Source organism: Streptomyces sp. NPDC053079, from assembly GCF_044546695.1.
Taxonomy (GTDB): Bacteria; Actinomycetota; Actinomycetes; order Streptomycetales; family Streptomycetaceae; genus Streptomyces.
This window is the reverse complement of sequence record NZ_JBITZJ010000002.1, coordinates 402,330-414,460: the sequence shown is the minus strand read 5'-3', so window position 1 is coordinate 414,460 and position 12,131 is coordinate 402,330. Positions and strand designations below refer to the sequence as shown.

Sequence of the window (12,131 nt, the reverse complement as noted above, 5' to 3'; positions counted from 1 at the left end):
CCCCGCGGACGTAGCCGCTAGAGCGGCAGGGCACTGGTGGCCTGGCCGACCTGCCTCAGCTGCCTGAGCTGGTCGAGCTTGCGCAGCCCGTTGACGACGCCCGGGTGGACGCTCTGGTCCTGCGAGGGGGCCATGTCCTGCGGGGAGGGCACCCCCGCGGGGGGCTGCGTCCCGGCCGGCCCGGCCTGCGGCCCCGGTGCGCCCTTGACCGGAGCAGCCTTCGCGGGACCGCTCTTGGCCGGCGCGCCCTTGGAGGGAGCCGCCTTGGCCGGGGCGCTCTTCGAAGGGGCCGCCTTGACGTGAGCGCCCTTGACGGGAGCGCCCTTGACCGGGGCGCCCTTGCTCGGAGCGCCCTTGCTCGGAGCGCCCTTCGAGGGAGCCGCCTTGGCCGGCGCACCCTTCGCCTGCACGCCCTTCGCGGGGGCGCCCTTCACCGGGGCCTTCGTCGGGGCATCCGTCGGGGTGCCGTGCGAGGGGTCGGTGACGCTGACCGGGCCCGCGTTCGACGTCGGCGGCGGCGCCACCGGCGTCGGCGCGACGGGCGCGGCGGAGGCGGGCGCGGCGGCGGACATGGACAGAGCGGCGCCGGCCAGGACGGCAGCGGCAGCGATGCGCTTGATCATGACTTCATCAACGATGTCAGGGTATTTCGGTCACGTTCCCCTCCGCCGGGAGGGGAATCCCCCACAGAACAGGGGGAGTTCACCCCCACCCGGCGGACACCGGGGCCGCCCCGGGCCCTGTGCGAGGCTGGGAGGTCCGCCCGTACGCCTCCCCATGAAGGAGCCCGCCCCTCATGCCGCAGTCCGTGGACCGCGCCCTGGACGTCCTGGACGCCGTCGCCGCGTCCGACGGGCCCGTGCCCGCCAAGGCCCTCGCCCGGCACCTGGGCTGCGGCCTGTCCACGGTCTACGAGCTGCTGGGCGCCCTCACCGCCCGCGGCCATCTGGTCCGCACGCCGGCCGGCTACGTCCTGGGCTACCGCGTGCCGTCCCTGCACCACGCCTTCCAGCGGCAGATGCGGATGAGCGACGAGGTGCAGGAGCTGCTGCAGAGGACCCGCCGGGCGGCCGGCGTGGACACCTACTTCAGTACGTACCGCGACGGCGACATCGCCGTGCTCGCCGCGGCGACCGCCTCGCACCCGGCCACCGGCGGCTTCACCGTCGGCCAGGACGTGACCGGCTACGCCACCGCCCACGGCAAGGTCCTGCTGGCGGCCCTGCCCCGGGCCGCCCGGCTGCGCTATCTGGCGGCGTCCGGGATGCGGGCGATCACCCCGCGCACGATCACGTCACCGGAGCGGCTGGACGTACAGCTGCGCCGGGTGAGACGTGAAGGAGTGGCCGTGGAGGTCGAGGAGTGCGCGCCCGGCGTGGCGTGCGTGGCGGTCCCGGTGCCCGCCGCCGGTGCGCTCACCGCGGTCTCGGCAGCGCTTCCCTTGGAGGAGTTCCACCGGCGCGGGCGGCAGGTGGCCGAGGCGCTGCGCCATGTCGCGGCGGAGGCGGCCAAGTTCCAGGGGACGGCCGACATCAGCGGCCCTACTGGCGGGTAAGCCTACAGAAGGAGGCCCTACGGTCCGGGACGGCACGCAAACTTTGTGTCACCCATTTGTAGGGACTCCACTAAGAAACGGCCTCGCCGACCCTCACCGCACCCCGAGAGCTTGACCACACCATCGCGCGATCGGCACACGGTGAAACCCGGCGTACCGTGGATGATCTGGGGACTTCGGCCCACGCACGGCTCCCTACTCACGCTCCGTGTGGGCAAGGTCACCCCGGAAGTCGGGTCGGCACAGAGTGTCGCCAGTACCTAAACTCACCTTGTTTCAAGGAGGGAGCCATCGTGCGCAAGGTGCTCATCGCCAACCGTGGCGAAATCGCTGTCCGCGTCGCTCGTGCATGCCGGGATGCGGGGATCGGAAGTGTGGCGGTCTACGCCGACCCCGACCGCGACGCGTTGCATGTCCGCGCGGCCGACGAGGCCTACGCGCTGGGTGGTGACACTCCCGCAACCAGCTATCTCGACATGGCCAAGGTCCTCGCCGCCGCAGCCGAGTCCGGCGCGGACGCCATCCACCCGGGCTACGGCTTTCTCTCGGAGAACGCCGAGTTCGCGCAGGCGGTCATCGACGCCGGCCTGACCTGGATCGGCCCGCCCCCGCAGGCCATCCGCGACCTCGGCGACAAGGTGGCGGCCCGTCACATCGCCCAGCGCGCCGGCGCGCCCCTGGTCGCCGGCACCGCCGACCCGGTCTCGGGCGCGGAGGAGGTCGTCGCCTTCGCCGAGGAGCACGGCCTGCCGATCGCCATCAAGGCCGCCTTCGGCGGCGGCGGCCGCGGCCTGAAGGTCGCCCGCACGCTCGAAGAGGTCCCCGAGCTCTACGACTCCGCCGTCCGCGAGGCCGTGGCCGCCTTCGGCCGCGGCGAGTGCTTCGTCGAGCGCTACCTGGACCGCCCGCGGCACGTCGAGACCCAGTGCCTGGCCGACAAGCACGGCAACGTGGTCGTCGTCTCCACCCGTGACTGCTCGCTGCAGCGCCGCCACCAGAAGCTGGTCGAGGAGGCGCCCGCGCCGTTCCTGTCCGACGAGCAGAACGCCGAGCTGTACCGCGCCTCGAAGGCCATCCTGCGCGAGGCGGGCTACGAGGGCGCCGGCACCTGCGAATTCCTGGTCGGTCAGGACGGCACGATCTCCTTCCTCGAGGTCAACACCCGTCTGCAGGTCGAGCACCCGGTCACCGAAGAGGTCACCGGCATCGACCTCGTCCGCGAGATGTTCCGCATCGCCGACGGCGAGGAACTGGGCTACGACGACCCGCCGCTGCGCGGCCACTCCTTCGAGTTCCGCATCAACGGCGAGGACCCGGGCCGCAACTTCCTGCCCGCCCCGGGCACCGTCACCCGCTTCTCCGCCCCGACCGGCCCCGGCGTCCGGCTGGACGCGGGCGTGGAGTCGGGCTCGGTCATCGGCCCCGCCTGGGACTCCCTCCTCGCCAAGCTGGTCATCACCGGCGCCACCCGCGAGCAGGCCCTGCAGCGCGCGGCCCGCGCCCTGGCGGAGTTCCAGGTCGAGGGCATGGCCACGGCCATCCCCTTCCACCGGGCCGTCGTCACCGACCCCGCCTTCACCGCGGACCCCTTCCGGGTCCACACCCGGTGGATCGAGACCGAGTTCGAGAACACCATCGCGCCGTTCGCCGGCGCGACGGCGGACGAGGACGAGGAGGCCCCGGGCCGCGAGACGGTGGTCGTCGAGGTCGGCGGCAAGCGCCTGGAGGTCTCGCTGCCCTCCTCCCTCGGCATGACCATCGCCCGCACCGCCGCGGCCGGCGGGGCCAAGCCCAAGCGCCGCGCCGCCAAGAAGTCCGGCTCCGCGGCCTCCGGCGACGCCCTCGCCTCCCCGATGCAGGGCACCATCGTCAAGGTGGCCGTCGAAGAGGGCCAGCAGGTCAACGAGGGCGACCTCATCGTGGTCCTGGAGGCCATGAAGATGGAGCAGCCCCTCAACGCCCACCGCACCGGCACGGTCAAGGGCATCACGGCGGAGGTCGGCGCGTCCGTCTCCTCCGGCGCCGTCATCTGCGAGATCAAGGACTAATCCCGGACTCCGCAGCCCCACGGGCCCCGGCCGCACAGGCCGGGGCCCGTGGGCATTCCCGGACCGGCGCGCGCACCGGCCTGGCATCCTTGGCTGACGGGGACTGTGGGACCTGAGGCCGGCACTGCGGCCACCGATCGGGAGGACTGACCCAATGGCGACCGACGCGGCGCAGACGTCACCACGACCTATGCGCGCGGACGCCCGGCGCAACTACGAGCGGCTGCTCGTGGAGGCCCGTACGGCGTTCACCGAGCACGGCACGGACGCCTCGCTGGAGGACATCGCCAAGCGGGCCGGCGTCGGCATCGGCACGCTCTACCGGCACTTCCCCAACCGCACCGCGCTGATGAGCGCGGTCTTCCAGGGCGAGGTGGACGGCCTGCTGGCCCGCTCCCGCGAGCTGCTGGCGTCCCCCGAGCCCTGCCGGGCGCTCGTCGCCTGGCTGCGGGCCATCGTGGCCCACGCCAGCACCTACCGCGGCCTGTCACGGGCCCTGATGGCCGCGCAGACCGACAAGGCGTCCGCCATGTCCCGGTGCAGCCTGCCGATGCGCGAGGCGGGCAGCACGCTGCTCGCCCGGGCGCAGCGGGCCGGCGCCATCCGCGAGGACGTGGACATCGTCGACCTGATGCAGCTGACCAACGCCATTTCGCTGGCGGTCGAACAGTCCCCGGACGACCCGGAGTTGGCCGACCGCCTGCTCACCCTGACGCTGACAGGGATAAAGGCGCAGCGCCCCCCGGCCTAGCGCCGCCTCGGGGCCAGGTCCGCCACCCGGGCCGTGGCCTGGCCGTCCAGGGACACCGCGCTGCGCAGCTGCGCGCCCGGGGGCCCGCCCGACCCCGGCCCGCCCGGCTGGCCGTGGCCCAGGGGCAGGTTTCTGCGCTGTCCCGGCAGCGGCGGCACGTCCCGGCGGCGGGCCGTCTGGGAGACCGCGTCGCCGTGCACGGCACCGCCCCCCGAGCCCGACCCGGGCCCGGCGACGGAGATGTGCACGCCCTGGTCGGCCAGCGCCTGGAGCTCGGTGGCGGCCCGGTCGTCGTGGGCGGGCGGCTCGTCGGTCACGAGTCTGGTGATCACGTCCGTGGGCACGGTCTGGAACATCGTGTCGGTGCCCAGCTTGGTGTGGTCCGCGAGGACCACCACCTCCGCCGCGGCCTGCACCAGCGCCCGGTCCACGCTCGCGGAGAGCATGTTGGACGTGGACAGCCCGCGCTCGGCGGTCAGCCCGCTCCCGGACAGGAAGGCCCGGGTGACCCGGAGCCCTTGCAGGGACTGCTCGGCACCGCTGCCGACCAGTGCGTAGTTGGAGCCGCGCAGGGTGCCGCCGGTCATGACGACCTCGACGCGGTTGGCATGGGCCAGCGCCTGGGCGACGAGCAGGGAATTGGTGACCACCGTCAGACCCGGTACGCGCGCGAGCCGGCGGGCCAGCTCCTGCGTGGTGGTACCGGCGCCGACGACGACGGCCTCGCCCTCTTCGACGAAGCTCGCCGCGAGATCGGCGATGGCCGTCTTCTCGGCGGTCGCTAGATGGGATTTCTGCGGGAAGCCGGACTCCCTGGTGAAACCGCCCGGCAGCACCGCACCGCCGTGCCGGCGGTCGAGCAGTCCTTCGGCCTCCAGCGCCCGCACGTCACGCCGTACGGTCACTTCTGAGGTCTGGACGACGCGGGCGAGCTCGCGGAGCGAAACCGCTCCGTTGGCCCGCACCATTTCGAGGATCAATTGGCGACGTTCTGCAGCGAACACGAAACCGACAGTAACGCCAACGACCATCTGTTTTCAGCAGGTTGCAGCAATTAACGGAAGTTGTCCGTAGTGCCGCGCAAGAAGTGGTATAGGGAACCGGAACACCCGGTCCCCTGTCCCTACGCCTCCCGCTGCGACTTGCGCGTGTGCAACTGCCGCGCCACCTCGGCGATGGAGCCGGACAGCGAGGGGTAGACGGTGAAGGCGTTGGCGATCTGCTCCACGGTCAGGTTGTTGTCGACCGCGATCGAGATCGGGTGAATGAGCTCGCTGGCCCGCGGCGAGACGACCACACCACCCACGACGATGCCCGTGCCGGGACGGCAGAACATCTTCACAAAACCGTCCCGAATACCTTGCATCTTCGCTCGCGGATTACGCAGCAACGGAAGCTTGACGACACGGGCGTCAATCACGCCGTTGTCGACATCGGCCTGTGTATACCCGACCGTAGCAATCTCGGGATCCGTAAATACGTTCGCGGATACAGCCTTGAGATTGAGAGGCGCGACCGTGTCGCCCAGGAAGTGGTACATGGCGATGCGGCCCTGCATCGCCGCGACCGACGCCAGCGCGAGCACGCCCGTGCAGTCACCGGCGGCGTAGACGCCCGGCGCGCTCGTGCGCGAGACCCGGTCCGTCCAGATGTGCCCGGACTCCTTGAGCCGGACCCCGGACTCCTCCAGCCCTATCCCCGCCGTGTTCGGGATGGACCCGACCGCCATCAGGCAGTGCGTCCCGCTGATGACGCGCCCGTCCGCGAGCGTCACCTCCACCCGGTCGCCCACCCGCTTGGCGGACTGGGCCCGGGAGCGGGCCATGACGTTCATGCCGCGCCGCCGGAAGACGTCCTCCAGAACGGCCGCGGCGTCCGGGTCCTCACCCGGCAGCACCCGGTCGCGCGAGGACACCAGGGTCACCTTGGACCCCAGCGCCTGGTACGCGCCGGCGAACTCGGCACCGGTCACGCCGGAGCCGACCACGATGAGCTCCTCGGGGAGCTCGTCCAGGTCGTAGACCTGGGTCCAGTTCAGGATGCGCTCGCCGTCCGGCAGCGCGTCGGGGATCTCCCGGGGGTGCGCACCGGTGGCGATCAGGACGGCGTCCGCGGCCAGCGTCTCCTCGGTCCCGTCGGCGGCCGTCACCACGACCCGGCGCGAGCCGTCCGGGGCCTGCTGCGGCTCAAGCCGCCCGCGCCCGCGCAGCACCCGCCCGCCGGCCCGCGTCACCGAGGCCGTGATGTCGTGCGACTGGGCCAGCGCGAGGCGCTTGACCCGTCGGTTGACCTTGCCCAGGTCCACGCCCACCACACCGGCGGCCTGTTCCAGCGGCGGCGTGTCGTCGGCGACGATGATCCCCAGCTCCTCGTACGAGGAGTCGAAGGTCGTCATCACCTCTGCCGTCGCGATAAGAGTCTTCGAGGGCACGCAGTCGGTCAGCACCGACGCCCCGCCCAGACCGTCGCAGTCGACGACGGTCACCTCCGCGCCGAGCTGCGCGGCGACGAGCGCCGCCTCATAGCCGCCGGGTCCGCCACCGATGATCACGATCCGAGTCACGTATTCCATTGTCCCGCACCCATCAAAGCGGCTCCTTCCGGGGCCCCCTACGCCATCCTGACGCCGATCCGTGCGACCTCTGTACGAAAACCGACAGAAAGTTCCGCACGAACCTCCCTTCGAGATTGCCACCCCAAATGCCGTCCCGCCTCACTCACGTACCCTCGGAACCATGTCGCTCTACGCCGCGTACGCCGGCAACCTCGACGCGCGGCTGATGACCCGCCGCGCACCGCACTCCCCGCTGCGCGGCACCGGTTGGCTCAACGGCTGGCGACTGACGTTCGGCGGGGAGCAGATGGGCTGGGAGGGCGCACTCGCCACGATCGTGGAAGCCCCCCGCTCGCAGGTCTTCGTGGCCCTCTACGACATCGCCCCGATGGACGAGGACTCGATGGACCGTTGGGAGGGCGTCGGCCTGGACATCTACCGGCGCATGCGTGTCCGTGTCCACACTCTCGACGGTGAGGAGCCAGCCTGGGTCTATGTCCTCAACGGATACGAGGGGGGCCTGCCCTCCGCCCGCTACCTCGGCGAGATCGCGGACGCCGCGGAATCCGCCGGCGCTCCGCACGACTACGTCATGGAGCTGCGCAAGCGCCCGTGCTGAAGGTGACGATTCCATCTCGTCACAAAGCACAAAGCAACAATCGGAACACCGTAACCAGCGACATCTACGCGCGTAGGCCATTAGCGGTTACCCTCGTCCGCGTGAACGCATCAGTTACCCCCGAGATCCAGGCCGACCCGTACGCCGCGGCCGACGCCGCCGCCGCCCGCCTGCGCGAGCTCACAGGCGCCGAGACCCACGACGTCGCCCTGGTCATGGGCTCCGGCTGGGTCCCCGCCACCGAAGCGCTCGGCACCCCCGAGGCCGAGTTCCCGGTCACCGAGCTGCCCGGCTTCACCGCCGCCGCCGTCGCGGGCCACGCGGGCACGGTTCGCTCCTACAAGGTCAACGACAAGCGCGCGCTCGTCTTCCTCGGCCGTACGCACTACTACGAGGGCCGCGGCGTCGCCGCCGTCGTGCACGGGGTCCGCACCTCCGTCGCCGCCGGCTGCAAGACCGTCGTCCTCACCAACGGCTGCGGTGGCCTCCGCGACGGCATGCGCCCCGGCCAGCCGGTGCTGATCAGCGACCACATCAACATGACGGCGACCTCGCCGATCGTGGGCGCCAACTTCGTCGACCTCACCGACCTGTACTCGCCGCGTCTGCGCGCGCTGTGCAAGGAGGTCGACGAGACCCTCGAAGAGGGCGTCTACGTCCAGCTCCCCGGCCCGCACTACGAGACCCCGGCCGAGATCCACATGGTCCGCACCCTCGGTGGCGACCTCGTCGGCATGTCGACCACGCTCGAGGCCATCGCGGCCCGCGAGGCCGGTGCCGAGGTCCTGGGCATCTCGCTGGTGACGAACCTCGCCGCCGGCATGACGGGCGAGCCGCTGAACCACGAGGAGGTCCTCGAGGCCGGCCGCGACGCCGCCGCTCGCATGGGCTCGCTCCTGGCGCAGGTCCTGCCGAAGCTCTGACCTGGCGGTCAACGCCATAGCCACTCCGTGCCGGGGGCCCTTGCGCCTCCGGCACGGGCGTTTCCGCGCCTGCGGCGCGGAAACGCCCACCCACCCGCCCGATTGCCGGCAGTCGTCCGACACCGGTGGGGCCGAGGCAGCTCCCACCGGCCCGCGGCCGCCGTACCGGCGGGAGGGGCCGGGGCGGGACGGGCCCTGGCAGGGGGCGTAGAGCGTGATTTGCGGCGGCATTGGGGGCACCCTCAACGCTGGGCCTCATCCGCCGTAAATCATGCAGCCCCCAGAAGGGCCCGTCCCCCCCCCGCCCCCCCCCCCCCCCCCCCCCCAGCCCCCCCCCCCCCCCCCCGGCCCCGCACCACCCCGCACCCCATGCGCACCCCCAAAGACCTCCGGAGGAAAACCGTGGAGCGAGACGACCTCATCGCCCGGGCCCAGGCCTGGCTCGCCGAGGACCCCGACCCCGAGACCCGCGACGAGCTCGCCCGGCTCATCGACGCCGGCGACCTCACCGAGCTCGGCAGCCGCTTCGCCGGCACCCTGCAGTTCGGCACCGCCGGCCTCCGCGGCGAGCTCGGCGCCGGCCCCATGCGCATGAACCGCACCGTGGTCATCCGCGCCGCCGCCGGCCTCGCCGCGTACCTCAAGAAGCAGGGCCACGCCAACGGCACCGTCGTCATCGGCTACGACGCCCGCTACAAGTCCGCCGACTTCGCCCGCGACACCGCCGCGGTCATGGTGGGCGCCGGCCTGAAGGCGGCGCTGCTGCCCAAGCCGCTGCCCACCCCCGTCCTCGCCTTCGCGATCCGCCACCTGGGCGCCGTCGCCGGCATCGAGGTCACCGCGAGCCACAACCCGCCCCGCGACAACGGCTACAAGGTCTACCTCGGCGACGGCTCCCAGATCGTGCCGCCCGCCGACGCGGAGATCGCCGCCGAGATCGCGGCGGTCGCGAGCCTGGACGACGTACCCCGGCCGTCCGCCGGCTGGGAGACCCTCGGCGAGGACGCCGTGGTCGGCGCCTACCTCGAGCGCACGGACGCCGTGCTGACGGGCGGCTCCCCCCGCGACGTCGACGTGGTCTACACGCCCATGCACGGCGTCGGCCGTGACGTGCTGACCGCCGCGTTCGCCCGCGCCGGCTTCCCCGCGCCGACGGTGGTCGCCGAGCAGGCGGAGCCGGACCCGGACTTCCCGACGGTCGCGTTCCCGAACCCGGAGGAGCCGGGCGCGATGGACCTGGCCTTCGCGACGGCCCGTGCGGCCGTGGCGGCGGGCGGATCGCCCGACATCATCATCGCCAACGACCCCGACGCCGACCGCTGCGCCGTGGCCGTGCCCGCGCCGGACACGATCGAGGGCTGGCGGATGCTGCGCGGCGACGAGGTGGGCGCGCTGCTGGCCACGCACCTGGTCCACAAGAGCGCCCGCGGCACGTTCGCGACGACGATCGTCTCGTCCTCGCTGCTGTCCCGCATCGCGGCGGCCGCGGCCGGCGCGTCGTACGAGGAGACGCTGACCGGCTTCAAGTGGCTGGCCCGCGTGGACGGCCTGCGCTACGCGTACGAGGAGGCGCTGGGCTACTGCGTCGACCCCGAGGGCGTGCGGGACAAGGACGGCATCACCGCGGCGCTGCTGGTCGCGGAGCTGACGGCGGAGCTCAAGGCGACCGGGCGGACACTGAGCGACCTGCTGGACGACCTGGCGGTCGAGCACGGGCTGCACGCGACGGACCAGCTGTCGGTGCGTGTGGAGGACCTGTCGCTGATCGCGGCGGCGATGCGTCGTCTGCGGGAGCAGCCGCCGACGGTTCTGGCCGGGCTGCACGTGGTGTCGGCCGAGGACCTGACGAAGGGCACGGAGTCGCTGCCGCCGACGGACGGCCTGCGGTACCACCTGGCGGGTGACGAGTCGGGCACGGTCTCGGGGGCCCGGGTCATCGTGCGCCCGAGCGGCACGGAGCCGAAGCTGAAGTGCTACCTGGAGGTCGTGGTGCCGGTCGCCGCGGCGAACGCCCTGGTGGACGCGCGCGTGCGTGCGGCCGAGGTCCTGGCGGCCGTCAAGACGGACCTGGCACGGGCCGCCGGCATCTGACGCCTCGTGGTGGGTCGGGGGCGGGGCGGGACGGGTCCTTCTGGGGGCTGGATTATTTACGGCGGGTGCGGTTCCTTCATACGAAGCCGCCAAAGCCGCCGCAAATAACCCTTACGCCCCCTGCCAGGACCCATCCCGCCCCGCCCCCTCACGCCCGTTGTGGGCAGTCGTTCCGCAGGGCGGAACGGGTGGGCACAACGGAACAGCGGACCTGCACCGCCCCCGCCCCGCCAACGGTGGCCGTCAGCCAACGGCAGCCAGCACCACCAGCAGCACCAGCCCCACAAGCGACGGCACGATCAGTTCGTACGCCCAGCGAACCGTCGGTTCTCCCTGCGCGCCCTCGCGCGAAGCGCACCGCTCCGCGAGCTCGCCCAGGTCCTGGACCGCCTGGTCCGACGCCGCCCGCACCGCCTCATCGCCAACGCCACCGCCCACGCCCCCGCGCGCACTCGCCCGCGCCGCCCGCTTGCGCTGGCGCAGCGACACCGGCAGCGCCCACAGCTGGTACTTCGCCCCACCGGCGAGCACCTCGCTGGAGTACCCGGCCCGAACGGCCTCGACAGAGGCCCACGGCAGCGTGATCGTGCGGAACGGATTGCGCACCAGCAGCCGCTCCTCCCCCGCCCACACCGCGGGCCGCAACGTGAACGCGATGATCAGCGGCACCGCGCACAGCAGCCCCGCCAGGGCGAGCCACGGCGTGTCGCCCTCGCCGCTCACGATCGCGTCGCCGCCCAGCCACGCGGCCAGCGCCAGCAGCAGCACGCCTCCGCCGATGCCGGCGGGGGACCTGTAGCACCGCTCGGCGTATTCCTGACCGGGGGCATTGGGGGAACTCTTCATGGCGCCGATTCTGCCCGACCCACCGGGTACCGGACATTGCGGTACGACAACGCTAGGAGCGTCCGCCGGACGTCGCGGTGAGGTCGGCGTAGACGACGATGTTGTCCGGCCGGTGGCCGTCGCGCAGGTCGCCGCCGCAGGTGATCAGTCGGAGCTCGGGCCGGTCGGTGTTCCCGTAGACCTTGCGGGTGGGGAAGTCCTTCTTGTCGACCTGCTGCAGCTCACGGACCGTGAACGTGACGGTGGACCCGTCGGCCCGGCCGACGGTGATGGGGTCGCCGACCTTGAGCCTGGCGATGTTCTTGAGGACGGCCGGCCCCTTCGCCGTGTCGAAGTGGCCGATGAGTACGGCGGGACCCGTCTCGCCGGGCGTGACGCCCTTGTCGTACCAGCCGATGCGGTCGGCCTGCTCGACGGACGGCACCTCGACGGTGCCGTCGTCGGCCAGCCCGAGCTCGAGGATGGGGCCGGTGTCGACGGAGGCGGCGGGCACGCTGACGCGTACGGGCTTGGAGGCGGGCAGCGGGGCGACGGTGGACGCCGGCCGCGCCGCGGTGGTCGCGGACACATGGGCGCCGGCGTTGCCCGTCTTCGCACCGCCGCAGGCGAGCAGACCGCCGCCGAGGGCGAGGACGAGCAGCGCGGCCGCGGCGCCCCGGCGGGGGCGGGAGCCTGCGGAGGGCTGGGTCATGCGGAACTCCTGACGGGGCGCTACGGCGCGAGGGCGGGCCGCCGGTGAGGGAC

At 72.5% G+C, this 12,131-nt stretch carries 11 protein-coding genes; 6 read left to right on the top strand and 5 right to left on the bottom strand.

Annotated features, from left to right (window positions below; genetic code table 11):
- Positions 1–17: 17 nt before the first annotated feature.
- A complete protein-coding gene (locus ACIGXW_RS09120) occupies positions 18–623 on the bottom strand; it encodes a hypothetical protein (protein ID WP_399571506.1) in 606 nt (201 codons plus the stop codon).
- A gap of 173 nt (positions 624–796) precedes the next feature.
- On the opposite strand from ACIGXW_RS09120, the gene ACIGXW_RS09115 reads away from it, so the two are divergent.
- From ACIGXW_RS09115 to ACIGXW_RS09105, 3 genes are all read left to right on the top strand, one after another.
- Complete coding sequence (locus ACIGXW_RS09115) at positions 797–1,555, top strand: IclR family transcriptional regulator (protein ID WP_399571503.1); 759 nt, start codon at positions 797–799, stop codon at positions 1,553–1,555.
- Positions 1,556–1,848: 293 nt separating this feature from the next.
- Positions 1,849–3,603, top strand: a complete 1,755-nt coding sequence (locus ACIGXW_RS09110) for a biotin carboxylase N-terminal domain-containing protein (protein ID WP_071961846.1) — start codon at positions 1,849–1,851, stop codon at positions 3,601–3,603.
- A gap of 190 nt (positions 3,604–3,793) precedes the next feature.
- Positions 3,794–4,354 (top strand): TetR/AcrR family transcriptional regulator, encoded by a 561-nt coding sequence (locus tag ACIGXW_RS09105; RefSeq protein WP_177337472.1) that lies wholly within the window; start codon positions 3,794–3,796, stop codon positions 4,352–4,354.
- On the opposite strand, the gene ACIGXW_RS09100 is transcribed toward ACIGXW_RS09105, so the two are convergent.
- Complete coding sequence (locus tag ACIGXW_RS09100) at positions 4,351–5,322, bottom strand: DeoR/GlpR family DNA-binding transcription regulator (protein WP_399572486.1); 972 nt, start codon at positions 5,320–5,322, stop codon at positions 4,351–4,353. The two genes, ACIGXW_RS09105 and ACIGXW_RS09100, sit on opposite strands and share 4 nt — an antisense overlap.
- A 155-nt stretch (positions 5,323–5,477) precedes the next feature.
- Positions 5,478–6,926 carry an NAD(P)H-quinone dehydrogenase gene (locus tag ACIGXW_RS09095; RefSeq protein ID WP_360906366.1) on the bottom strand — a complete coding sequence of 483 codons (1,449 nt, stop codon included), beginning with the start codon at positions 6,924–6,926 and terminating at the stop codon, positions 5,478–5,480.
- Positions 6,927–7,089: 163 nt separating this feature from the next.
- Here ACIGXW_RS09095 and ACIGXW_RS09090 point away from each other — a divergent pair, with 163 nt between their 5' ends.
- From ACIGXW_RS09090 to ACIGXW_RS09080, 3 genes are all read left to right on the top strand, one after another.
- On the top strand, positions 7,090–7,527 hold the full coding sequence (locus tag ACIGXW_RS09090) for a gamma-glutamylcyclotransferase (protein WP_071965776.1): 438 nt from the start codon (positions 7,090–7,092) through the stop codon (positions 7,525–7,527).
- Positions 7,528–7,628: 101 nt separating this feature from the next.
- Complete coding sequence (locus tag ACIGXW_RS09085) at positions 7,629–8,450, top strand: purine-nucleoside phosphorylase (RefSeq protein ID WP_360906364.1); 822 nt, start codon at positions 7,629–7,631, stop codon at positions 8,448–8,450.
- Positions 8,451–8,852: 402 nt separating this feature from the next.
- The gene (locus ACIGXW_RS09080; RefSeq protein ID WP_399571501.1) at positions 8,853–10,541 is read left to right on the top strand and encodes a phospho-sugar mutase; all 1,689 of its coding nucleotides are present in this window, start codon (positions 8,853–8,855) and stop codon (positions 10,539–10,541) included.
- A 243-nt stretch (positions 10,542–10,784) separates the two neighbouring features.
- Here the strand turns inward: ACIGXW_RS09080 and ACIGXW_RS09075 are convergent, their stop codons facing one another.
- Together ACIGXW_RS09075 and ACIGXW_RS09070 are read right to left on the bottom strand one after the other, a co-directional pair.
- Positions 10,785–11,387, bottom strand: coding sequence for a PH domain-containing protein (locus ACIGXW_RS09075; RefSeq protein ID WP_399571498.1), 603 nt, complete (start codon positions 11,385–11,387; stop codon positions 10,785–10,787).
- A 52-nt stretch (positions 11,388–11,439) separates the two neighbouring features.
- Positions 11,440–12,078: a class F sortase gene (locus ACIGXW_RS09070; protein ID WP_399571496.1), complete on the bottom strand. Its 639-nt coding sequence runs from the start codon at positions 12,076–12,078 to the stop codon at positions 11,440–11,442.
- Positions 12,079–12,131 lie beyond the last annotated feature (53 nt).